Here is a 22,321-nt window from a genome sequence, read left to right as displayed (position 1 = left end):
TCCTCGTCTTCCGGCTTGTATTGTGCGCCGCAGTACGCAACCCCAGTGTGGCCCCATCCTGTTGAGAGTCAAGACATATTTGCATTTCTTTCAAGCGATCGCTGACGGGTGCGAATGCAGGCCTATAGTGAGTGTTGAAGCTATATCCGAGTGTCGGTGACATTCGGAGGTTGAAGGAGTCTTCGGGCGAGGTCATCAATGTCTACGAATGCTGCGCCGCTTTCCGCTTTGGAACTATTAACCCGGCAATCAAATAGCTAAATTACTGAGCGTAGCGAACGTACTCATGGCTGAAATACGACCGCACACGATCCGGCATCGCAGCGATGCGTTCCATGCACGTACGCGCCTTCTCGAGAAGTGCGGCGGCGGTCCTGGCAATCGGCCCGGAGCGTATCGACGTTTTCAGATCCCGGTTCAGATACTCGTCGGGGTTGAGTTCCGGCGCATACGGCGGCAGGTAAAACAGCTCGATCTTCTCGGTGTTTTCGGCAGCCCACTCGCGGACACGGTTGGCGCGGTGCACGCGCAAATTGTCGACGATCAGGAACACCTTACGCTGCGCATCCTGAATCAGGTCCTTCAAGAACACGATGAAGCGCTCGGCATCGATGGCGCCCTCGAAGAACGAGAAGCGCACCAAGCCTTGGTTGGTGATCGCCGAGATCATCGATGTCGATCCGTGGCGACCGGCCGGCAGTCGAAGCTCAGGCGTCAGCCCCGCCATCGAGTAGCCGCGCACCCAGTGCGAGTCCTGGCGAATGGCGGTCTCGTCACCCCAGTAGATCTCGGCATCCTCAGTCTTGGCGCGCGCAACGATCTTCGGATACTCGTCCTCAAGCCACGCCTTGAGCCGGGCCGGATCCTGCTCAAGCGCACGCTTGACCGGCCGCTGCGGCGTGAAACCCCACCGCCGAAGGTACTCACCGACGGTGCGAATGGGCATGTCGATGCCAAAGAGCTGCTTGATGGCGAGCATCACTGCGCGACGATTCCACAGCGCAAACTCAAGCTGAAGCTGGGCGGGATTCGAGCCGATGATCTTCAAGCGCAGCTGCTCCTCTTGAACCAGCGTCAGAGTTCGTCCCGAGCCATGGCGCCGACCACGTTGCCCGCCCTTGATGACGGCGTCGAGGTCGTCAGCTTGGGCGCGCCGCGCCCATTTCAGAACGGTCCCAACATGAACCCCACACACTTCAGCAATGTGCGTCCATGTGTAGCCTTGCTTGCGCAGTACAAATGCTTGGCGACGAATGTGTTCCAGGGCTTCGGGCGGAAGCTTGCGGGCATCGATCTTTTCCATGCCCGAATTATATCAAAACCTATTTGATTGCCGGGTTAATAGGGTCGCAACGCGGGCGTTCGAACGACCTTTTCGCTGCTGCGTCGAGGACCGGGAACACGCGCTGCAGTTTGACCTGCGTAGGCATGCCCCTATTGCGCACGAAGACGCGGTGCAGTCTGTGGGGGCCAAGCCGGTCCCAAAGCGCGATGTCCTGGAAGCTACCGGCGTCCTCAGTCGGGATCCACTTCGTGAAGCCGCCGCCCGCTGCCCACCCACGTCAACAAGGTGAGCCCCCCCGCTGCGGACAGAACCGATGCCAGCAAAATTCCAATTTTTGCTTGGTCAATGAGGGTCTTATCGAAAGCCAAATTGGCAATGAACAGCGCCATCGTGAAGCCAATTCCGGCGAGCAAGCTACCCCCCGCCAGCAACGCCCAACTCAGTCCTGGAGGGCGTATTGCGACACCTAGCCGCACAGCGAGCCAGCTGAACGAAAGCACGCCGATGGGTTTGCCGAGGGTGAAGGCGATGACTATCGCGAAAGTGACGGAACTGCCGAGGTCACCCATCGACAGGGGCACACCCGCGTTAGCGAGCGCAAACAGCGGCATCACAATGAAGCCGACCCAAGGGTGCAGAGCCTTTTGAACCCGTTCGGCCGGGGAGAGGGACTCACGGGCGGCCAACTCCGCCGCGTGCAAGGTATGGCGGTCCTTTGTGTCCCCGCTTCCTTCTGCTCCCGATGGATGGGCGATGACTCGGCCCAGTATGGCGTATAGGCGCCGATCGCTGACCCATCGGCGAGCAGGCGTCATTAACCCCAGTATTACCCCGGTGATCGTCGTATGAATGCCGGAGGCATCGATGGCCAGCCAAACGAAACAGCCCACCAGGAGAAAGGCCAGAATGCTTCGAATTCCGACCTGCGCCATGACCCCCACGCCCCCGATGCCGAGCGCCCCGAAAGCGAGGGCGTCCCAGGCGATGTGACTGCTGTAACCGATCGCTACCACCATGATGGCGCCGATGTCGTCCACGATCGCCGTAGATAGCATGAAGATGCGCAGGCTGTGCGGAAGGCGCGTTCCCATTAGGGCGAGGCACCCTATTACAAAGGCGGTATCGGTCGCCATGACGGTGCCCCATCCCCCCTCACCTGGCAAACCCCACTGCAGCACGAGATACAGGCCAGCAGGAACCACCATGCCGCCCAGAGCGGCGGAAATGGCCAACGCGGCCATGCGAGGGGAACGCAGCTCGCCCAGGACCAACTCACGTTTGAGCTCTGCGGCGACCACAAAGAAGAAGAGCGTCATCAATCCGTCGTTGATCCACTCCTTGAGCGCGCGCGCGAATTCCAGCGAGCCGACCCGGAGGCCCACCGGGGTCTCCCAGACTGCCAGGAAATCATGGGCCCACGGTGAGTTGGACAGGACAAGCGCGGCGACGGTGCACGCCAGAAGTATGGCGCCGCCAGCTGACTCGATGCGCAGGAAGCGTGCGAACGGCTCGGTCAGCCGATGGATAGACTCCCTCGGCAGCCGATCGAGATCCGCATTAGGCTGCAGCTCATCATGCATAGGGTGAGCTCCAATGACCGTCCAACGGAGGAGAGCGGATGTTTGGAGCATCGTCCGGCTCGGGAATCTCCTTATCGCTCGTCGAAGGTGAGCCTGTCAATTGCAGCCGTCTGTCTGATCCATATGGCCGAGCTGTCGTCTATTGGCGATTCCCGAGGAAACGGCAACGGATCGGTCGGTTCAGTGCCCGCCCGCCGTCTGCTGCGGCGATCGTCGAGCCGCGGAGGCGATTGACAGTCCGCCGCCGCTTCGCCGTTCAGGGGCGCGACCGAGGCTTGATCGCGATGTTCAGGTGCCGGCTCAGATCCCCGATGAAGTCGAGCTTACGGTAGTCGCGCGCGACGAAGCACCATTCGCCGTCGATGCGCGCGAAGCGGTCCTGGTAGCGGCCGCTGGCGATGATCTGCAGTGGCAGGTCGTCGGTGGCCTGCATCACCGTGAAGCATGAGCGGCTCGTGGCCGTGCCGGCGGCCTCGTCGATGTCGAGGATGGGGTTGGTGACCAGGTGACGTGTGCGCGGCGTGCCGCAGGGGTGGATCACCAGGATCTTGCGCCACAGGGCGAGCAGGCCGTCGGCGTCGAGCGGGCCGGCGGCACCGGTCTCGATGCGGGCATGGCGGAAGAGGGCGGCTGCGTCTTCCAGGCGGCCTTCGTCGATCGCTTCCGCGTAGCGGTAGAGGAGGTTGCAGATCGCGGTGGCGGAATTGTCCATCGTGCGCTCCGTTTGCCCCGCCCGGCGCGCGTGCGGGGGCGGAAGATGAAAAAAAAACCGGGTGGCGGCAATGAGCGCCGCACACCCGGAGGAGGGAGGATCCGAAGCTGCGCGCAGGCGATCAGGCGCTGAGGCCGGCGAGCATGCCCGACTTGACGGCGCCTTCGATGTAGCCGATCTGCGCGCCGTCGCCCACCGAACTGACCGGCACGCCGGCCGCTTCCAGCGAGCGCGCCAGGCTGTCGTCCGGGCGGGCGCCGACGGCGAGCACCACCGAATCGGCCGCCAGCGTGTGCTGGACGCCCTCGGCGTCGGCATAGCGCACCGCCTTCTTGTCGATCGAGGCGATCTTCACCTTGGTGTGCAGCGCCACGCCGTGCTCGCGCAGGGTGTCGAGGACGCGCCAGCGGCGCACGATCGAGAGCTCGCGGCCCAGGCGGGGGCCTTCTTCCAGCACGACGACTTCGCGGCCGCGGTCGACCAGGAACTCGGCGAGCTCGACGCCGACCAGCCCGCCGCCGATGATCGCGACCTTCTTGCCCAGCGGCATCCACACCCGCGACAGGTTCTGGATGGCGTCGGTGCTGTCGGTGACGCCGACCAGGCTGCCGGCTTTCATCAGAGCGCGCTGGGTGAGCGACAGCTTGCGCCTGGCGATCTCGTCCGCCCGGTCGTCGGTCATCAGGCGGCGCAGCTCGTCGCCCGACCACACGTGGTCCATCTCGGCGCCGGGAATGGGCGGTGCGTTGCGCTCGGCGCCAGTGGCGACGATCACCGAAGTGGCACCGAGCTGGCGGATGAGTTCCGGCGTGGCGACGGTGTTCAGGCGGACATCGACGTGCAGCTTCTTCATCTGCGTGGTCAGGTAGTCGAGCAGGGCGCCGTTCTCGGCGTAGGCCAGCGCGGCGAAGAACAGCGTGCCGCCCAGCCGGCTGCTGCGTTCGACCAGGGTGACCTTGTGACCGCGCAGCGCGGCGGCGCGCGCGGCCTCCATGCCCGCCGGGCCGCCGCCGACGACCAGCACGTGGCCGGGCTTTTCCGCCGGCACGAGGCGGATCTCGGCCTCGTGGCCGGTCATCGGATTCACTGCGCACTTGACGCGCTGGTTGATGAAGATCTGGCTGACACAGGCGTAGCAGTAGATGCAGGGCCGGATGTCTTCGGGGCGGTTCTCGATGAGCTTGTTCGGGAGTTCAGGGTCGGCCAGCATCTTGCGCGCCATGCCGACAAAATCGCACTGGCCGGCGGCGATGGCGTTGTCGGCGACCTCGGGCTCGAGGCGGCCGACGGCGATCACCGGGATCTTCACCGCCTCCTTGATCTCGGCCGCCCATTGCAGGAAACCGGCTTTCTGCTGCACCAGCGGCGCTTCGGTGAAGGCCACGCCGGTGCTGGTGTTGGCATAGGCCGAGACGCTCACCGCGTCGCAGCCGGCGTCGGCGGCCATGCGCGCGAAGACCTTCGCCTCTTCCAGCGTGATGCCGCCCTCGGTGCGCAGCTCATAGGCGTCCAGGCGCAGCCACACCGGGTAGTCGGCGCCGACGCGCGCGCGCACGGCGGCGATCACCTCGCGCATGAAGCGGCCACGGTTCTCGATCGAGCCGCCGTATTCGTCATCGCGCCTGTTGTAGTAGCCCGACAGGAAGCCGGCAATGATGTAGTTGTGTGCGGCGTGCAGTTCGACGCCATCGAAGCCGGCGCGCTGGGCGCGCTCGGCCGCGGCGGCGAACCATTCGATCATCTGCGCGATGTCGGCCTTCTCCATCACGCGGATCTTCACGCCGGCCTTCTCGCGGCCCTTCGACGAGCTGATGAAGGCGCCGAGCTCCTCCTGCGTCAGCGCGGCGAACATGTCGGTCTTCACCGCCGGCGGCATGGACGGCACCCACAGCTCGCGGCCCTCGGCGAGGTCGCGCACCGAGTTCTTGCCGGCGTGCTGCAGCTGCGCGGCGATCTTCGCGCCGTGCTTATGCACGCGGTCGACGATGCCCTTCAGGCCGGGGATGAACCTGTCGTCCGAGAGGCCCACCTGGTAGGGCTCGGCGGTGCCGTGCGGATAGGCGATGGCGACCACGCCCATAGTCAGCAGGCCGGCGCCGCCCGCGGCGCGCGCTTCGTAATAGGCCTGGATGCGCTCGCCGCAGGTGCCGTCGGCTTCGGCGAAGTTCGACCCCATCGGCGCCATCACGATGCGGTTGCGCACTTCCATCTTGCCGATGCGGCCGGGCTGCAGCAGGTTTTCGAAGGATCCCATGGCGTGGCTCACCCCTTGGTCAGAAAGTCGATGCAGCTGCGGTTGAAGAGGTCGCTGTGCTCGACCTGTACCCAATGGCCGCAGCGGTTGAGCAGGATCATGCGTGCGTTGGGCGCGTTCTCGATCACCTTCAGCGCGCCGGTATGGGGGTTGAACTTGTCGTCGGTGCCCCAGAAGCCGAAGATCGGCGCCTTGATCTCGTGCAGGCGGGTGGTCATGTTCGGGACCATCATGGTCGAGAACAGGTTGGCCGGCTGCGAGGGGGCGATCGCGGAGCGCTCGTTGATGATGGTGTCGTCGAGCATCGAGGGATCGAACACCTGCAGGCTCATCACGTGGCGCATCTCGACCGGTCCCATCGGGCCCTTGGCGAAGGTCTCGACCATGCGCACGATGCCTTCCATCCTGAAGTAGGTCTCGCGCTCCTCGACGCCGCCCGGTGCCATCAGGATCAGCCGCTCGACCGTGTCCGGGTGGGCGAGCGCCTGGCCGAGCGCGATCGCGCCGCCGAGCGAGTTGCCGAGCAGGGTGCACTTGGTGACGCCGATCTTCTGCAGCAGGCCGTTCAGGCAGGCGACGAAGAAGTCGAGGTTGTATTGCACGTCGGCGGGCTTGTCCGAGCGCCCGAAGCCGGGCAGGTCGAGCACGATGTTGCGGAAACCGGCCGCGGCGAAGGCCGGGTAGTTGCCCTTGAAGTTGCTGTAGCCGCTCGCGCCCGGCCCGCTGCCGTGCAGCCACACCACCACCGGCCCCTCGCCGACGTCGAGGTAGTGCAGGCGAAGGCCACTGTCGAGCTCGACGAAGCGGTCGAGGGGAATCGGCAGGTCGGGTGAGTTCATCGGGTCATCTCCAGGCATGGGTTTCGGGTCGTTTGTTCAGGCGCTTGCGGCTGCGGCGGCCGCCGGCGGCACTGCGTTGGCGCGCAGCTTGCGGCGATAGCTTCCGACGGCCGCCAGCAGGCAGCCGGCGGTCACCAGGTACAGCAGGACCGAAGCCGCCAGCGCGTAGCGCAGCGCTTCCTGGCCCAGTTCCGGGTTGAAGACGTCGGAGAGCGTGCCGACGATGATCGGCCCCAGGCCGACGCCGAGAAGCGTCATCGACATCACGAAGATCGCCGTCGCCTGAGCCAGGCGGTTGGGCGGGAAGAGGTGGCTGATGGCGCCGAAGCAGGGGACCGACCACCAGATCGCGGTGAAGCTGAACGCCAGGTAGAACAGGAAGGCTTCCGGAACCGGCAGCGAGCCGATGTGGAAGGCGACGTCGGCCGGCCACAGGTAGAAGGCGAGCCCGAGCGGGACGCTCACCGCGCAGCCGATGACCGGGATCAGCAGCTGCCAGCCCGGGTCGCGCGCGACCAGGCGGTCGGCGACGCTGCCGCAGACGAGTGTGCCGATCGTCGAGCAGATTCCGCCGCCGAGTCCGACCAGCAGGCCGGCCTGCTGCATGGTCAGCCCGTGCGAGTGGATCAGGAAGCTCGGGTTCCAGGTGCCGATCGCGTAGCCCATGACCGCGGCCAGGGTCCCGGCCGCCACGACGAGGCCGAAGGCCGGCGTGGCGAGCATCTCGCGCAGCGTCGTCCGCCAGTCCTCCTTCGGCGCGCCGGCCTTCGGCTGGGGGCGCACCGGGACGGCGGGGCTGCGCACGGTGAGCCACAGCAGCAGGCCGAGCAGCACCCCGGGGGCGCCGATCACGATGAAGGCGGTGCGCCAGCCGTACTCCTGGGCGATCCAGCCACCCAGGCCCAGGCCGAGGACGGCGCCGAGGCTCGGCCCCATCAGGAACACCGACAGCGCACGCGAGCGCTTCTCGGGCGGGTAGAGGTCGGACACCATCGCGACCGACGGCGCCGTGCCGCCGGCTTCGCCCACCGCCACCCCGATGCGGAACAGCAGCAGCATCGCGAAGCTGGTCGCCACGCCGCACAGCATGGTCATCGCGCTCCATGCGATGCAGGCAAGGGCGATCACCGGCTTGCGCCCGATGCGGTCGGCGAGGCGGCCGAAGGGCAGGCCGAACAAGGTGTAGAAGATCGCGAACGCGACGCCGGAGAGCAGGCCGATCTGGGTGTCGGAGATGCCGAACTCGAGCTTGATCGGCTCGATCAGGATCGAGATCACCAGGCGATCGATGTAATTGAAGACGTAGATGATCGCCAGCATCGCGAGGGCATAGTGCGTATGCCAGGTGATTCGGCGCTGCGGGCCTTGGCTTGTGTTCACAACCTGTCTCCTGGGCGATATTCCTGGATGCAGGCAGTGCTTCGCCACCTGCGAGTGTTGCGTATCGTCGGTTTGGCTGGCGAGCAGGGCATCGTCCATTCAGACGACGGGCGTCATCGGTCGCAGCGCAAGGTACCCGCCATTAGTCTTAGTGGACGATGTCCAGTCGTCGCAAGCCTAGAAGACTGTGCGCCATATGGTCGGGTGTCCGCACTGGATGCGGTGCCCGAACGGACAAGCACAAGGAGGCGACAGATGGGTTTTGCGGACAAGGTTGTTTTCGTGACCGGCGCCGGTCAGGGCATGGGTCGGGCGATCGTCCGGCATTTCGGTGCCGGTGGCGCGAAGGTGGTCGCTGCGGACATCAACGCGGATGCGGCTGCGGCGGCGGTGGCCGACTTTGGCGCGAACGGCTTCGCGCTGGCCTGCAACGTGGCTGATCCGGCCTCGGTGAGGTCCGCCTTCGCCGCCGTCGCCGAGCGTTTCGGTCGTCTCGATGTCGTCGTCAACAGCGCCGGTATCGGTTCGGTCGACGCCTTCCTGGATACCCCCGACGAAAACTGGATGCGCGTGGTCGCCGTCAATCTCACCGGCACCTTCCTGTGCTGCCGCGAGGGCGCGCGCCTGATGCAGCAGTGCGGCGCCAAGGGCGCGATCATCAACGTTTCGAGCACCGCCGCGATGTCGGGCGAGGGCCCCAGCCACTATTGCGCCTCCAAGGCCGGCGTCATGGGTCTGACGCGCAGCATCGCGCGCGAGCTGGCCACCAGCGGCATCCGCGTCAACACCATCGTCCCCGGACCGACCAACACCCCGATGATGGCCGGCATCCCCGACGAGTGGATGCAGTCGATGATCAAGGCCATCCCGCTCGGCCGCATGTGCGAGCCGGAGGAGATCGCGCGCGTCGCCGCCTTCCTGGCCAGCGACGATGCGGGTTTCATCACCGGGCAGAACCTCGCCGTCAACGGCGGCATGGCGTTCATCTGAGGGGGGCCGGCATGACGATCCCCGCACCGCAGGCCGACCTGCTCGCCCGCATCGACCGCCTCGAGTCGATCGACGCCATCCGCCAGCTGGCCGCCAAGTATTCGCTGTCGCTCGACATGCGCGACCTCGATGCCCATGTAAACCTCTTTGCGCCCGACATCCGCGTCGGTCGCGAGAAGATCGGCCGTGCGCACCTGAAGGCCTGGGTCGACGACACCCTGCGCAACCAGTTCTCGGGAACATCCCACCACCTCGGTCAGCACATCATCGAGTTTTCCGACCCGGACCATGCCTTCGGCGTGGTGTATTCGAAGAACGAGCACGAGACCGGTCCGGAGTGGGTCATCATGCAGATGTTGTACTGGGACGATTACGAGCGCATCGACGGGCGCTGGTATTTCCGCCGTCGCCTGCCGTGCTACTGGTATGCGACCGACCTGAACAAGCCGCCGATCGGCGACCGCAAGATGCGCTGGCCGGGACGCGAGCCCTACCAGGGGACCTTCCACGACCTTTTCCCGTCGTGGAAGGAGTTCTGGTCCGAGCGTCCGGAAAAGAACGAACTGCCGGAGGTCGCCGCGCCGGCCGCGATCGACCGTTTCCTCGTCACGCTGCGGCGTGGCGCTCCCGACCCCCGGATCCGCGTGCGCTGACGCGTCCGCGGTCGATCTTCGAACAGCAAAGCTCGAACACACATGGAGAAGGGCGCATGTCCGATTCTGCCGTCGTTCTGAATCCGCTCGCGACCCGCGGCAAGGTGGTCCCGCGCGAAGAAACCCAGTCCAAGCTCGACGCGCGCTCGCGCGCCGCGAACCTCATCAAGCCGGCCGACCATTACACCGTCGCCGATCGCCTCGAAGAGCAGGCCGCGCGTTTCGGCGATCGCGTCTTCCTGATCTACGGCGGACAGCGCTTCACCTACGCCGAGGTCGATGCACGCGCCAACCAGGTGGCCCATGCGCTCCACGCCCGCGGCCTGCGCTGCGGCGACGTCTGTGCGCTGGCGCTCGAGAACCGGCCCGAGTTCTTCTTCTACTGGTTCGGTCTGGCCAAGCTGGGCGTGGTCATTGCGGTCATCAACACGCAGGTGACCGGGCGCCCGCTCGCCCATGCGCTCGAATCGACCCGGGCCCGTGCGGTGGTCGTCGGCGAGGAGTGCATCGAGAACTTCGCGCTCACCCCCGAGCGTCCGGCGCAACCGCTCTATCTGGTTGCCGACTCCGAAAAGCCCGCCGGCGCCGCGCATCGGTCGATCGTCAGTGCCGACATCACGGCCGAGGTCGCGGCTGCGCCGCTTGGCGCATTCCCGCGCGAAGGCCGCGCGGCGGTGCGCGCCGAGGAGACGATGCTGCTGATCTTCACCTCGGGCACCACCGGCCTGCCCAAGGCGGCACGCTACAGCCACATGCGCTGGATGTCGTCCGGCGACGTCATGCAGGTGACCCTGAACGTGACGCCCGACGATGTCTTCTATTGCTGCCTGCCCCTTTACCACGGCGCGGCGGCCACCTCGGTGACGTCCACCGCCCTCCGCTCCGGGAGCAGCATCGTGGTGCGGCGCAAGTTCAGCACCCGCGAGTTCTGGACCGACGTCCGCAGCAACGGCATCACCGTCTTCCAGTACATCGGCGAGATCTGCCGCTACCTGCTTAATGCGCCTCCGCAGCCCAACGACCGTGAACACAGCCTGCGCAGCATGCTCGGCGCCGGACTCACCGCTGAGAGCTGGACGCGCTGGCTCGAGCGCTTCGGTCCGATCGAGGTGTATGAGGGCTGGGGTTCAACCGAGGCGAACACCGCCCTGATCAACGTCGACAACTACATCGGCTCCTGCGGCCGCGTGCCCGACTGGAACAAGACGAACTTCCGTCTGGTGCGCTACGACGTCGAGACCGAATCGCATCCGCGCGACGAGAACGGCCGCTACATCCTGTGCCAGCCGGGCGAGGTGGGCGAGGGCATCGCCTTCATCGTTAATCACCCCGAGATCGGCGGCGGGCGTTTCGAGGGCTATACGTCCCAGGAAGCCACAGAGAAGAAGATCCTGCGCAACGTCTTCACCGACGGCGATGCGTTCTGGAGTTCGGGCGACCTGCTGCGCTACGACGAGAACGGGTATTTCTACTTCGTCGACCGCATCGGCGACACCTTCCGCTGGAAGAGCGAGAACGTGTCGACCGCTGAAGTCGCGGAGGCCCTGTCGGACTATCCGGGCCTCGAGCTCATCAACATCTACGGGGTGAAGGTTCCCGAGCACGAGGGGCGCGCGGGCATGGCAGCGGTGGTGATGCAGCCGGGCCACAGCTTCGATCCGAAGACCTTCTACGACCTGACCGAGGCCCGCGTGCCGCGTTACGCGGCGCCGCAGTTCGTGCGCGTGTCCAGCGCCGCCGACCTCACGACCACGTACAAGCTGCGCAAGGTCGATCTCCAGCGCCACGGCTATGACCCGCGCGCCTTCGACGATCCGCTCTACGTGCGCGACGAGCGCACCGGGACCTATCGCCCCTACTCGGACGAGGCGCTGAAGAACGCGGGCCTGCCGCCCTTCGCTTGACGCCCGCCGGCAGACGGCCGATCGGCGCCCTTCGGGGCGCTTTTTTTTCGCCTTAGTCCGTTTGGACGATGTCGCCCTTGCCTTCCTTCGTCAATGTCGACACCGTGCAGGAGGAGACACCTGGATGGCAGTCGCAAAGAAGCGGCGTCGTACCCGGTTCCTGCAGGCGGCGTGCAGTGCGCACGCGAGACTGTAGATCACGGAGGAGAAGTACATGATTACCAAGGCCCTGTTGTGCGGATGCGTGTTCGGATGCCTCGCAGCCTTTGCCGCCATGCTCGACCGCGGCCATTCCCGGGTGCTCGACTCCCTGGTCCAGATCCCGGCCTGCGGCGCCAGCGAGACTCAGTGTCACAACACGGGTTCGCCCGCAAACGCCTCGACCGGCCGCTTCTTCGCGATGCTGGCGACGCACTGAACGATACTCCGCGACCGCCTCGGTGGTCGCAACGAACGACATGGCCCTGCCTCCGGACTCCGAGGGCTGGGCCATGTTGCCTTGTGGCGCTCAGTCCTTCGCCGGCAGCCGGGCGAAGATGTGCGCCATGCGAATGATGTAGTGACGGATCGCGTCGGCGTCCGCCGTCGTCAGGGTCTCCGCGAAGCCGGGCATGCCGCGCGCGGCGAGCAGGCCGTCGAGCAGCGGGCGGCGGAACAGCGCGGCCTCGCCCAGGTACGGTGACTGGCGCAGGTCGGGCATCCCTCCGCCGGCCACTGCCCCGGCCCCATGGCACTGCATGCAGTAGCGCGCGTAACGCGCCGCGCCGTGCGCGATCTCGGCTTCGGTGCCGGTGTCGGGCGGAGGCGCCGCGCGCGGCCGCTGCGTCGGCTGCGGCATGGCGGCCTTGCCGTCCAGCTTCCACACGAACAGGCCGCCCGGCACCGGAGCGCCCGTGCGCGGCAGCAGGGCGCTGGAGGTGATGTGCATGGAGCTGCCGAAGCCGGCCGCTGCGGCGATGTACTGTTCGCCATCGAGCGTGTAGCTGATCGGGCCGCCGAGAATGTCGAGCCAGGTGTCGGACTGCCACAGGCGGCGGCCGTCACGCGCGTCGAATGCGGTCAGCCCCTCGCCGCCTATGCCCTGGAACACCAGCCCGCCGGCGGTGGCGAGCACGCCGCCGTTCCAGGAGCCTGGATGGGCGACACGCCAGGCCGCCGTTCGGCGCACCGGGTTCCAGGCCAGCAGATGGCCGTGCATCGAGGCTTTGGCCTGTTCGAGTACGGCGGGGTCGGGCGGCATCGGCGGATTGAGCACGCCGGTGTTCCAGCGCCCGGGCTCATGGCGGAAGCCGGGCTCCTTCATCATGAAGCCGGTGTTTTCCTGGGCCGGGATATAGACCAGACCGGTGGCCGGGCTCCACGCCATCGGCTGCCAGTTGTGTCCGCCGAGCTGCGAGGGCTGGACCAGAAAGGGCTGGCCGGCGGGGTAGCGCGCGCCTTCGGTCTCCACCGGACGGCCGCTGGCGGGGTCGACGTGGCTCGCCCAATTCACCGTGACGTACTTGTCGGCGGACAGCAGTTCGCCGGTGCTGCGGTCGAGGACGTAGAAGAAGCCGTTCTTGGGCGCCTGCATCAGCACCTTGCGCGGGCGGCCCCCGATCTCCAGCTCGGTCAGGATCATGTGCTGGGTGGCGGTGTAGTCCCAGCTGTCGCCGGGCGTCGTCTGGTAGTGCCAGACGTATTCGCCGGTGCTGGCGCGGACCGCGACGATCGAGGACAGGAACAGGTTGTCGCCGCCGCCGGGGCTGCGGACGTCGCGGTCGTGGGGCGAGCCGTTGCCGACGCCGAAGTAGAGCAGGTCGAGCTCCGGGTCCCAGGCCATCGAATCCCACACCGTGCCCCCACCGCCGTGGCGCCACCATTCCCCCGTCCAGGTCGGCAGGGCGAGCTCCTCGAGGGGGTGGTCGGAGATTGCCCCGTCCTGGCCGTCTGCCGGGTTGGCCGGCACGGTGTAGAAACGCCAGCGCAGCGCGCCGGTCTGCGCGTCATAGGCCGAGACGAAGCCGCGCACGCCGTACTCGGCGCCGCCGTTGCCGATCACCACCAGGCCGCGCGCGACCCGCGGTGCGCCGGTGATGGTGTAGGGCGTCTCGATGTCGAAGGTCCGCGTCGACCACAGCAGGCGGCCGTCCTGGGCGTCCAGGGCCTGCAGGCGACCGTCGGTGGTGGCGACGAAGACGCGCCCGTCCTCCACCGCCACGCCGCGATTGACCACGTCGCAGCAGGCGTGCATGCCCTTGCCGGCCGGCACCTCGGGGTCGTGCTGCCACTTGAGCCGGCCGCTGCGCGCGTCGAGCGCATACACCACGCCCCACGGCCCGGTGACGAAGAGCGTGCCGTCGACCATGATCGGCGTCGCCTCGACCCCGCGCGGGCGGTCGAAGCGGAAGTGCCAGGCCAGGCCCAGGCGCCCGACGTTGTCGGTGTCGATCGCCGACAGCGGGCTGAAGCGGGTCTCGGCGGCGTCGAGGCCATGCCGTGGCCATTCGCTGGCGACGGCGGTGGACGGGGAGGGTGGCGCGGCAGCGATCGCCACGGCCTGCGCGGCGAGGGTGCCGGCGGCAGCGAGCGCGATGAGCATCGTTCTTTGCCGGAAGCGGCGCATGGGGGACTCCTTCGGGCGCGACCGCCCGCGTGGTGGGGATGACCTGCGCATCATCGGGCGCGCGGGCGCGCGCCGAATCGTCCGTCCGGAGGGGCTCCTCCGCTTCGCCTAGTCGATTTGAACGATTGCCCGCCCGCTCGCCTGTGGCATCGTTGCTCCCAACACAAGGCGGGTAATGCCCGCATCAGCGAGGTGAGGGAGCATGGGTCTCAAAGGAAACGCAGCAATCGTCGGCGCCGCGCAGTACAAGCCGGAGAAATACGCGACCGCGCCGCGGATGTTCCATCTGGAGCAGGTGGCCGATCTGGCGGGCCAGGCGCTGGCCGATGCGGGGCTGAAGGCCGCCGACATCGACGGCCTGGTGATCCATGGTCCGCAGTTCCACGAGGCGCAGGTCTTCGTGCCGGCGATGGCGGCCGAATACCTCGGCCTGTCGCTCAACTTCGCCGAGGTCGTCGACCTGGGTGGATGCTCGTCGGTGGCGGCGGTGTGGCGCGCGGCGATGGCGGTCGAGATGGGTCTTTGCCAGGCCGTGCTGTGCGTGATTCCCGCGCGCATGGCGCCCTTCGGGCCGGACGAGGATCCGAGCTGGATGGCTCGTGCGATGCGTTTCGGTGGCCACAGCACCGCCTTCGGCGCCCCCGAGGCGGAATTCGACCTGCCTTACGGCCACATGGGGCAGAACACCGGCTACGCGATGATCGCCCAGCGCTACGCGGCGAAGTACGGCTATGACCCGGTGGCGATGGCCAAGATCGCGGTCGATCAGCGCACCAATGCGCTCGCCAACCCGGACGCCAGCTTCTTCGGCAAGCCGCTTTCCATCGAGGACGTGCTCGCCAGCAAGATGGTGGCCGAGCCGCTGCGCGTGCTCGAGATCGTGATGCCGGTCGCCGGCGGCGCCGCCGTGATCGTCGCCTCGAAGGAAGTGGCAGCGCGGGCGAAGAACCGCGGCGCCTGCATCACCGGCTTCGGCGAGCACCTGTACTTCAAGTCGCCGACCTACGCGGCCGAAATGACCGACACGCCCATCGGCCCCGCGGCCGAGCGTGCCTTCGCGATGGCGGGCGTCAAGCGCAGCGACATCCACGCCGCGCAGATTTACGACTGCTACACCATCACCGTGCTGCTGACGCTCGAGGACGCCGGCTTCGCGCCCAAGGGCGAGGGCATGCGCTGGGTGCGCGAGCACGACCTGACCTACAAGGGCAACTTCCCGATGAACACCCACGGGGGCCAGCTCAGCTTCGGCCAGAGCGGCACCGCGGGCGGCATGTCGCAGGTCATCGAGGCCTTCCACCAGATTTCCGGCCGCGCCGGCGAGCGCCAGCTCAAGCGCTGCGACACCGTGTTCGTCTCGGGCACCGGTGGCGTGATGAGCGAGCAGGGCGCACTGATTCTCCAGGGAGCATGACGAGCATGTCGACCAACAAACCGCTGCCGACACCGACCGCGATCTCGGCACCGTACTGGAACGGCCTCAAGGAAGGCCGCCTCACGATCCCGCAATGCAATTCCTGCGGCCACTGGATCTTCTTTCCGCGCCGCCACTGCGACAAGTGCTGGTCGCAGGACCTGGAGTGGAAGCAGGTCGAGGGCGCCGGCACGCTCTACACCTACACCCTGACCCGCATCCCCACGCTGCCCGACTTCGCCGACGAGATGCCGCAGAAGATGGCGGTGGTCGAGCTCGACGAGGGCGTGCGCATCAACACCACGCTGATCGGCCTCGACGAGTCCGAGATCGAGGTCGGCATGCGGGTCAAGCCGGTGTTCGACAAGGTGAAGTCCGACGGCACCGCGCTGCTGCGCTTCACCGCGGCGGACAAGGATTTCCCGGCCCGCATCGACAGCACGCCCGCCGCGCTCGCCGCGGCGGCCGGAGCCCAGGCCAGCGCCGAGCCGGCGGCCGCGAAGCGCCAGGTGCGCTGCGACGACGAGGCGGCGATGAAGGCGCTGGTGAGCGACACCTTCTCGGCCTGGAGCAACCAGATCGTGGTCGATCAGGCGCTGATCGACGAATTCGCGAAGCTGTCGGGTGACGACTACTGGATCCACACCGACCCCGAGCGCGCGCGCAAGCAGAGCCCCTTCGGCGGCACCATCGCCCATGGCGCGCTGGTGCAGGTGCTGCAATCGCGGCTGCGTATCCCGCTCGATTTCGAGGTCGTCGGCTTCAACAACATGGTCAATTACGGTTCCGACCGCCTGCGCTTCCCGGCGCCGGTGCCGGCGGGTTCGCGCATCCACGCCCGGTCGCGGGTGAAGTCGGTCGAAAAACTGCCCAAGGGCATGCAGCTGACGATGGAGATCGTCACCCATGTCGTCGGCAGCGAGCGGCCGTCGGTCATCAACGATCTGGTCATCCTGTACATGTGACCGCCGGCGTCGCCGCGTCCGAATCGAGTTTGTGTTCGTGTAGTGCGTTGTCGTAGTACCTGCAGTTTCGTTGCATGGTTTACCCTCCTCTCTTCGAGGCCGCCTCCCCGCAAGGGTTGGCGGCCCTTTTTTTGGCTTGCCGCGGGGTTCGGTCGCACGATTTGCGTAGTCTCAACGGACGATGATGGCGCGGCCGCCTGTTCGCACAATGCCCCCACGTATCCGAGCAATCTTTTGGGGGCAGCAATGATCGACATCCGCGGTTTGGCCTACTTCGTGGCCCAGATCGACGACCTCGCCGAGTGGAAGCATTACGCCGAGGACGTGCTCGGCATGATGACCTCGGCTGCGCCTGGCGGCGGTCTCTACATCAAGATGGACGAGCGTCCCTTCCGCATCCTGGTGGTGCGGGGCGCCGAGCGCCGCTACGTGGCTTCGGGCTGGGAGCTTCCGGGCGAGGGCGCCTTCAAGGCGGCGCTGGCCGAGCTCGACGCCAAGGGTGTGGGCTACGAACTGGCCGATGCCGCCACCGTCGCCCAGCGCGGCATGCAGGCCGTCGCGGTGGTGAGCGACCCCTCGGGCAATCGCCACGAGCTGTGCTGGGGTCATCTGTCCGACTGCCAGCCCTTCGTCTCGCCGCAGGGCGTGCCGAGCTTCCTCACCGGTGACATGGGCCTGGGCCACACCGTGATGCCGGCGCCCAACTTCGACGCCACTGCGGCCTTCTTCCGCGACGTGCTCGGTTTCGGTCTGTCGGACATCTTCAACTTCCGCCCCGACCCGTCGGCGCCGCCGGTGCGCATCCATTTCCTGCACTGCAACAACGCCCGCCATCACAGCCTGGCAATCGCCGAGTACCCGGTGCCGAGCGGTTGCGTGCACGTGATGGTCGAGGTCGATTCGATGACCGAGGTCGGCCGCGCCCACGACCGCCGCATCGCGCACAAGGTGCCGCTGTCGGCCACCCTGGGCCAGCACCTCAACGACCGCATGATCTCCTTCTACATGAAGACGCCCTCGGGCTTCGATCTCGAGTACGGCTACGGCGGGCTGCAGTGCGACTGGGAGCGCCACAATGCCTTCGAGTTCACCCGCGTCAGCATCTGGGGCCACGACTTCGGCGTGGGTCAGAAGGAACAGGCCGCCTGAGCGCGGCCGGTAACGGGAAAGTATCCATGAACAAGCTGATGACGACGGCCGATGTCGTCGCCCAATTGCGCGATGGCATGACCATCGGTTTCGGTGGCTGGGGGCCGCGGCGCAAGCCGATGGCGATCGTGCGCGAGATCCTGCGCTCGGACGTCAAGGACCTCACCGTGGTGTCGTACGGCGGTCCGGACGTGGGCATGCTGTGCGCCGCCGGCAAGGTGAAGAAGCTGATCTTCGGCTTCGCCACGCTCGATGCCATCCCGCTCGAGCCCTGGTATCGCAAGGTGCGTGAATCCGGCGCGCTCGAGCTGATGGAGCTCGATGAAGGCATGTGGCAGTGGGGCCTGCGCGCCGCCGGCATGCGCGTGCCCTTCCTGCCCACGCGTTGCGGCCTGGCCACCGATGTCACCAAGCTCAACCCCGAGCTCAAGACCATCCAGTCGCCCTATGCCGACGGCGAGGTGTTGCTGGCGATGCCGGCGCTCAAGCTCGACGTCGCGCTGGTGCACGTCAACGTTGCCGACCGGCTCGGCAACACCCTGATCCAGGGCGGCGACCCGTATTTCGACCATCTGGTCGCGCGTGCGGCGGACGCCTGCTACGTGTCGGCCGAGCGTGTCGAGGAGCGCCTGGCGCTCACCCCCGAGCAGGCCCGCTTCAACACCTTCGAGCGCTATCTGGTGAAGGGCGTGGTGCACGCGCCCTGCGGTGCGCACCCGACCACCTGCGCGCCCGAGTACGGCTGGGACATGGGCCACTTCAAGCGCTACGTCGCCAGCGCGGCGGAAGAGGGGGGCTGGCAGGCCTACATGGACGAGTTCGTCACCCCGGGCGAGGCTGCCTACCAGGACAAGAACGGCGGCATCGAGCGCATGGGCAAGCTGCCCCTGCCGGTGTTTTGAGGAGCGCGAGCGGCATGAGCAACAACACTGATTTCACCCTGGCCGAGCTGATGATCGTCGCGGCTTCGGAAGCCTGGCGCGGCGACGGCGAGGTGCTGGCCTCGGGCATCGGCGTGATCCCGCGCCTGGGCGCCAGCCTGGCCAAGCTCACTTACGCCCCCGAGCTGCTGATGACCGACAGCGAGTGCTTTCTGGTCGAGGAGCCGATCCCGCTCGGCCCGCGCGGGGACTTCGTGCCGAAGTATTCGGGCTACATGTCCTTCGAGCGCGTGTTCGAGTGCGTGTGGGGCGGTCGCCGCCACGCCATGATCGGCCCGACCCAGATCGATCGCTTCGGTCAGACCAACCTGTCCGTGGTGGGCGACTACAAGAAGCCCAAGGCCGCCATCCTCGGCGTGCGTGGCCTGCCCGGCAACAGCATCAACCACATCAACTCCTTCTTCGTGCCCAACCACAGCAAGCGCGTGTTCGTCGAAGGCGAGGTGGACATGGTGTCGGGCGTCGGCTTCAACCCGGCGCGCTGGGAACCCGGCATGAAGCAGGACTTCATGGACATCCGCCGCATCGTCACCGACCTCTGCGTGCTCGACTTCGAAGGTCCGGAGCACGCCATCCGCGTGCGCTCGCTGCACCCGGGCGTCAGCTTCGACGAGGTGCAGGAGAAGACCGGCTTCCCGCTGCTGCAGGCGCCGGAGCTGGGCGAAACCCCGCATCCGACGGCGGCGCAGCTGGAGATCATCCGCCGCCTCGATCCGCACGACCTGCGTGGCGCGCAGATCAAGGGCAACCCGCCGGGCATCCGCGCCACCGCCTGATCCGGGCAAGGAAGAAGCAGACATGAGCGCCCCAGACCAGAACTTCGTGAGCCGCGCGGACAACGCGGTGTACGAGACCGACACGCCGGTGAAGTACGCCGTGGCCGACGGCATCGCCACGGTGACGATGAGCCGTACCGAGTTCAACAACGCGCAGAACTCGCAGATGACCTATGCGCTGGACGCCGCCTTCCGCCGTGCGGTGGATGACGACGCGGTCAAGGTCATCGTGCTGCGCGGCGACGGCAAGCATTTTTCCGCCGGCCATGACATCGGTACGCCGGGGCGAGACATCAACAAGCCCTTCGATCGTGTGAACCTGTGGTGGGACCACACCAACAAGCCCGGCGGTGAGTACCTCTACGTGCGCGAGCAGGAGGTGTACCTCAACATGTGCCGGCGCTGGCGGGAGCTGCCCAAGCCCACCATCGCCATGGTGCAGGGCGCCTGCGTGGCGGGCGGGCTGATGCTGGCCTGGGTGTGCGACCTCATCGTCGCCAGCGACGACGCCTTCTTCCAGGACCCGGTCGTGCGCATGGGCATCCCGGGGGTGGAGTATTTCGCCCATCCCTACGAGCTCAACCCGCGCATCGCCAAGGAATTCCTGATGACCGGCGATCGCATGGGCGCCGAGCGCGCGTACCAGATGGGCATGGTCAACCGCGTCGTGGCCCGCGACCAGCTCGAGGCCGAGACCTACGCACTCGCTGCCCGCATCGCCAAGCAGCCGCGCATGGGCCTGGCGCTGACCAAGCAGGCGGTCAATCACGTCGAGGATCTGCAGGGCAAGCGCACCGCGATGGACGCGGTGTTCGCCTGGCACCACTTCGCCCACACCCACAACGAACTGCTGTCGGGCGACAAGCTCGGCGGCTACGACGCCAAGGCCATGGCGAGCGCCAACAAGCAGGCCGCCGGCGAGCACAAGGCATGAGTCACTCCGCCATGAACCCCGATTTCTCCGCGCTGCTGCGCACGCCGCTCACCGAACGCCTCGGCTGCCGCTTTCCGGTCATCCAGACCGCGATGGGCTGGGTGGCGGACGCCAACCTGGTGATCGCCACCACCAAGGCCGGCGGCTTCGGCTTCCTGGCCGGTGCCACCATCGATGCCGACAAGATCGAAGGCGAGATCCAGAAGGTCATCGCCGCCACCGGCGGCAGCAACTTCGGCCTCAACTTCCACATGTTCCAGGAGAACGCCGGGCAGTGCGTGGATCTGGCGATCCAGTACAAGCTGCGCGCCGTGAGCTACGGGCGCGGCCCGGACAAGAAGACCATCGCGCGCTTCAAGGAAGCCGGCGTGCTGTGCATCCCCACCGTGGGCGCCTTGAAGCACGCGATCAAGGCGGTCGAGCTGGGTGCCGACATGATCACCATCCAGGGCGGCGAGGGCGGCGGCCACACCGGCGGCGTGCCCACCACCATCCTGCTGCCGCAGGTGCTGGCGGCGGTGAAGGTGCCGGTGATCGCCGCCGGCGGCTACTCCACCGGGCGCGGCCTGGCCGCGGCGCTGGCTGCCGGTGCCGCCGGCATCGCCATGGGCACGCGCTTCCTGATGACCACCGATTCGCCCACGCCGCCGGCCACGCTCGAGCGCTACGTCAAGGTCGACGACCCACAGAAGGTGCGGGTGACGCTCGCGGTCGATGGCATGCGCCACCGCATGATCGAGAACCCCTTCATCAACAAGCTCGAGGCCGCCAGTCCGATGGGCCGGCTGATGATCGCGCTGAAGAGCGCCTGGCAGTGGAAGCAGCAGACCGGCATGAGCCTGGGCCACATGCTCGGCGTGTTCCGCCAGGCGCTGAAGGAAGACCCGGGCGCGGTGTCGCAGACCGTGATGTCGGCCAACCAGCCGGTGCTGCTGCAGCGTTCTATGGTCGAGGGTCATCCTGACGAGGGCATCCTGCCCAGCGGCCAGGTGGCGGCGGCGATCGGCAAGCTCGAGAGCTGCGAGGACGTCATCCACGGCATCGCCGCCGAAGCCGAGTCCTGCCTCGCCGCCTTGTACGCCCGCCTGGACAGCGCGCCCTGCACCGACCCCTGCAAAGAGACCGCGGCTGCTGCCTGAGCGCGCAGCCCGCCACCCGACACGAAACCCCACGGAGCCCGATAACGTGAGCCAGGCCTTCCAGACAACGATCGACAACGGCATCGCCGAACTCGTCATCAACAAACCCCCGGTCAACGCCCTCGACAGCAGCGAGTGGTTCGCGCTGGCGCACCGCATCGACGAACTCGGCCACGACCCCGAGGTGCGCGTGATCGTGATCCGCGCCGAGGGCCGCGGCTTCTGCGCCGGCGTCGACATCAAGGAGCTCGACGCCCACCCCGAGCGCATCGTCGCGGTCAACGGCGGCAACTACGCCACCTTCAAGGCGGTGCACCGCAACCCGGTGCCGGTCGTCGTCGCGGTGCACGGCTTCGTGCTCGGCGGCGGCATCGGCATCACCGGCGCAGCCGACATCGTGGTCGCGTCGGAGTGCGCCACCTTCGCGCTGCCCGAGGTCGACCGCGGCGCGATGGGCGGCGGCGCCCACCTGCAGCGCCTGTTCCCGGTGCAGAAGGTGCGCTACCTGTTCTTCACCGGCGAGAAGATCGGCGCGCGCGAGGCCGAGCGCTACGGCTTCATCGAGCGCGTCGTGCCCAAGGCCGAACTGCGCGAGGCCGCGCTCGAGATCGCCCGCAAGATCGCCGCCAAGAGCCCGGCCATGATCCGCATCGCCAAGGAGGCGTTGAACGGCATCGAGGACGGCAACCTGGAAGACAAGTACCGCTGGGAGCAGGGCTTCACGCTGCAGGCCTACACCAGCCCCGACTCGGCGGAGACCCGCCGCGCCTTTGTCGAGAAACGCGAAGCCAAGTTCTGAGG

19 protein-coding genes are annotated in these 22,321 nt (G+C 67.0%); 12 read left to right on the top strand and 7 right to left on the bottom strand.

The window, feature by feature from the left end; all coding sequences use genetic code 11:
- Positions 1 to 262: 262 nt before the first annotated feature.
- From CKCBHOJB_RS11730 to CKCBHOJB_RS11705, 6 genes are all read right to left on the bottom strand, one after another.
- Entirely contained in the window at positions 263 to 1,303 is a 1,041-nt protein-coding gene (locus tag CKCBHOJB_RS11730; RefSeq protein ID WP_002924806.1) for an IS630 family transposase, read from the bottom strand.
- A 212-nt stretch (positions 1,304 to 1,515) separates the two neighbouring features.
- Positions 1,516 to 2,865 carry a Na+/H+ antiporter NhaA gene (gene nhaA / locus CKCBHOJB_RS11725; protein WP_281048852.1) on the bottom strand — a complete coding sequence of 450 codons (1,350 nt, stop codon included), beginning with the start codon at positions 2,863 to 2,865 and terminating at the stop codon, positions 1,516 to 1,518.
- A 256-nt stretch (positions 2,866 to 3,121) separates the two neighbouring features.
- Positions 3,122 to 3,577: a nuclear transport factor 2 family protein gene (locus CKCBHOJB_RS11720; RefSeq protein ID WP_281048851.1), complete on the bottom strand. Its 456-nt coding sequence runs from the start codon at positions 3,575 to 3,577 to the stop codon at positions 3,122 to 3,124.
- A 121-nt stretch (positions 3,578 to 3,698) separates the two neighbouring features.
- Positions 3,699 to 5,831 (bottom strand): FAD-dependent oxidoreductase, encoded by a 2,133-nt coding sequence (locus CKCBHOJB_RS11715; protein WP_281048850.1) that lies wholly within the window; start codon positions 5,829 to 5,831, stop codon positions 3,699 to 3,701.
- Positions 5,832 to 5,839: 8 nt separating this feature from the next.
- Complete coding sequence (locus tag CKCBHOJB_RS11710) at positions 5,840 to 6,670, bottom strand: alpha/beta hydrolase (protein WP_281048849.1); 831 nt, start codon at positions 6,668 to 6,670, stop codon at positions 5,840 to 5,842.
- Positions 6,671 to 6,706: 36 nt separating this feature from the next.
- The gene (locus CKCBHOJB_RS11705; protein WP_281048848.1) at positions 6,707 to 8,050 is read right to left on the bottom strand and encodes an MFS transporter; all 1,344 of its coding nucleotides are present in this window, start codon (positions 8,048 to 8,050) and stop codon (positions 6,707 to 6,709) included.
- Between the two features lie 255 nt (positions 8,051 to 8,305).
- Here CKCBHOJB_RS11705 and CKCBHOJB_RS11700 point away from each other — a divergent pair, with 255 nt between their 5' ends.
- The 4 genes from CKCBHOJB_RS11700 (at position 8,306) to CKCBHOJB_RS11685 (ending at position 12,015) form a co-directional block, all read left to right on the top strand.
- Positions 8,306 to 9,040: an SDR family NAD(P)-dependent oxidoreductase gene (locus CKCBHOJB_RS11700; protein WP_281048847.1), complete on the top strand. Its 735-nt coding sequence runs from the start codon at positions 8,306 to 8,308 to the stop codon at positions 9,038 to 9,040.
- A gap of 11 nt (positions 9,041 to 9,051) precedes the next feature.
- Positions 9,052 to 9,693 carry a nuclear transport factor 2 family protein gene (locus CKCBHOJB_RS11695; RefSeq protein WP_281048846.1) on the top strand — a complete coding sequence of 214 codons (642 nt, stop codon included), beginning with the start codon at positions 9,052 to 9,054 and terminating at the stop codon, positions 9,691 to 9,693.
- A 56-nt stretch (positions 9,694 to 9,749) separates the two neighbouring features.
- Complete coding sequence (locus CKCBHOJB_RS11690) at positions 9,750 to 11,597, top strand: long-chain-acyl-CoA synthetase (protein WP_281048845.1); 1,848 nt, start codon at positions 9,750 to 9,752, stop codon at positions 11,595 to 11,597.
- A 214-nt stretch (positions 11,598 to 11,811) separates the two neighbouring features.
- A complete protein-coding gene (locus tag CKCBHOJB_RS11685) occupies positions 11,812 to 12,015 on the top strand; it encodes a hypothetical protein (protein ID WP_281048844.1) in 204 nt (67 codons plus the stop codon).
- Positions 12,016 to 12,105: 90 nt separating this feature from the next.
- Here the strand turns inward: CKCBHOJB_RS11685 and CKCBHOJB_RS11680 are convergent, their stop codons facing one another.
- Positions 12,106 to 14,178, bottom strand: coding sequence for a PQQ-dependent dehydrogenase, methanol/ethanol family (locus CKCBHOJB_RS11680; protein WP_281048843.1), 2,073 nt, complete (start codon positions 14,176 to 14,178; stop codon positions 12,106 to 12,108).
- Between the two features lie 226 nt (positions 14,179 to 14,404).
- On the opposite strand from CKCBHOJB_RS11680, the gene CKCBHOJB_RS11675 reads away from it, so the two are divergent.
- From CKCBHOJB_RS11675 to CKCBHOJB_RS11640, 8 genes are all read left to right on the top strand, one after another.
- The gene (locus tag CKCBHOJB_RS11675) at positions 14,405 to 15,616 is read left to right on the top strand and encodes a thiolase family protein (protein ID WP_281048842.1); all 1,212 of its coding nucleotides are present in this window, start codon (positions 14,405 to 14,407) and stop codon (positions 15,614 to 15,616) included.
- 5 nt (positions 15,617 to 15,621) lie between these two features.
- Positions 15,622 to 16,581 carry an OB-fold domain-containing protein gene (locus CKCBHOJB_RS11670; RefSeq protein ID WP_281048841.1) on the top strand — a complete coding sequence of 320 codons (960 nt, stop codon included), beginning with the start codon at positions 15,622 to 15,624 and terminating at the stop codon, positions 16,579 to 16,581.
- Positions 16,582 to 16,827: 246 nt separating this feature from the next.
- Complete coding sequence (locus tag CKCBHOJB_RS11665) at positions 16,828 to 17,730, top strand: VOC family protein (RefSeq protein WP_281048840.1); 903 nt, start codon at positions 16,828 to 16,830, stop codon at positions 17,728 to 17,730.
- Positions 17,731 to 17,756: 26 nt separating this feature from the next.
- Positions 17,757 to 18,632 (top strand): CoA-transferase, encoded by an 876-nt coding sequence (locus CKCBHOJB_RS11660; protein ID WP_281048839.1) that lies wholly within the window; start codon positions 17,757 to 17,759, stop codon positions 18,630 to 18,632.
- Positions 18,633 to 18,646: 14 nt separating this feature from the next.
- Complete coding sequence (locus CKCBHOJB_RS11655) at positions 18,647 to 19,447, top strand: ketoacid CoA transferase (protein WP_281048838.1); 801 nt, start codon at positions 18,647 to 18,649, stop codon at positions 19,445 to 19,447.
- A 22-nt stretch (positions 19,448 to 19,469) separates the two neighbouring features.
- Positions 19,470 to 20,381: an enoyl-CoA hydratase gene (locus CKCBHOJB_RS11650; RefSeq protein ID WP_281048837.1), complete on the top strand. Its 912-nt coding sequence runs from the start codon at positions 19,470 to 19,472 to the stop codon at positions 20,379 to 20,381.
- The gene (locus CKCBHOJB_RS11645) at positions 20,378 to 21,520 is read left to right on the top strand and encodes a nitronate monooxygenase (protein ID WP_281048836.1); all 1,143 of its coding nucleotides are present in this window, start codon (positions 20,378 to 20,380) and stop codon (positions 21,518 to 21,520) included. Before CKCBHOJB_RS11650 ends, CKCBHOJB_RS11645 begins: the two co-directional genes overlap by 4 nt.
- Before the next feature lie 46 nt (positions 21,521 to 21,566).
- A complete protein-coding gene (locus tag CKCBHOJB_RS11640) occupies positions 21,567 to 22,319 on the top strand; it encodes an enoyl-CoA hydratase family protein (RefSeq protein ID WP_281048835.1) in 753 nt (250 codons plus the stop codon).
- Positions 22,320 to 22,321: the final 2 nt, after the last annotated feature.

The sequence above is a fragment of the Thauera sp. GDN1 genome, assembly GCF_029223545.1.
In the GTDB taxonomy this organism is placed as follows: Bacteria; Pseudomonadota; Gammaproteobacteria; order Burkholderiales; family Rhodocyclaceae; genus Thauera.
The sequence above is the reverse complement of the archived record's forward strand: the minus strand, read 5'-3'. Positions and strand labels throughout refer to the sequence as shown.

Coding starts and splice junctions, on each gene's coding strand:
- CKCBHOJB_RS11730 (WP_002924806.1), bottom strand. CDS start 1,303: ATGGAAAAGATCGATGCCCGCAAGCTTCCGCCCGAAGCCCTGGAACAC.
- nhaA (WP_281048852.1), bottom strand. CDS start 2,865: ATGCATGATGAGCTGCAGCCTAATGCGGATCTCGATCGGCTGCCGAGG.
- CKCBHOJB_RS11720 (WP_281048851.1), bottom strand. CDS start 3,577: ATGGACAATTCCGCCACCGCGATCTGCAACCTCCTCTACCGCTACGCG.
- CKCBHOJB_RS11715 (WP_281048850.1), bottom strand. CDS start 5,831: ATGGGATCCTTCGAAAACCTGCTGCAGCCCGGCCGCATCGGCAAGATG.
- CKCBHOJB_RS11710 (WP_281048849.1), bottom strand. CDS start 6,670: ATGAACTCACCCGACCTGCCGATTCCCCTCGACCGCTTCGTCGAGCTC.
- CKCBHOJB_RS11700 (WP_281048847.1), top strand. CDS start 8,306: ATGGGTTTTGCGGACAAGGTTGTTTTCGTGACCGGCGCCGGTCAGGGC.
- CKCBHOJB_RS11695 (WP_281048846.1), top strand. CDS start 9,052: ATGACGATCCCCGCACCGCAGGCCGACCTGCTCGCCCGCATCGACCGC.
- CKCBHOJB_RS11690 (WP_281048845.1), top strand. CDS start 9,750: ATGTCCGATTCTGCCGTCGTTCTGAATCCGCTCGCGACCCGCGGCAAG.
- CKCBHOJB_RS11685 (WP_281048844.1), top strand. CDS start 11,812: ATGATTACCAAGGCCCTGTTGTGCGGATGCGTGTTCGGATGCCTCGCA.
- CKCBHOJB_RS11680 (WP_281048843.1), bottom strand. CDS start 14,178: ATGCTCATCGCGCTCGCTGCCGCCGGCACCCTCGCCGCGCAGGCCGTG.
- CKCBHOJB_RS11675 (WP_281048842.1), top strand. CDS start 14,405: ATGGGTCTCAAAGGAAACGCAGCAATCGTCGGCGCCGCGCAGTACAAG.
- CKCBHOJB_RS11670 (WP_281048841.1), top strand. CDS start 15,622: ATGTCGACCAACAAACCGCTGCCGACACCGACCGCGATCTCGGCACCG.
- CKCBHOJB_RS11665 (WP_281048840.1), top strand. CDS start 16,828: ATGATCGACATCCGCGGTTTGGCCTACTTCGTGGCCCAGATCGACGAC.
- CKCBHOJB_RS11660 (WP_281048839.1), top strand. CDS start 17,757: ATGAACAAGCTGATGACGACGGCCGATGTCGTCGCCCAATTGCGCGAT.
- CKCBHOJB_RS11655 (WP_281048838.1), top strand. CDS start 18,647: ATGAGCAACAACACTGATTTCACCCTGGCCGAGCTGATGATCGTCGCG.
- CKCBHOJB_RS11650 (WP_281048837.1), top strand. CDS start 19,470: ATGAGCGCCCCAGACCAGAACTTCGTGAGCCGCGCGGACAACGCGGTG.
- CKCBHOJB_RS11645 (WP_281048836.1), top strand. CDS start 20,378: ATGAGTCACTCCGCCATGAACCCCGATTTCTCCGCGCTGCTGCGCACG.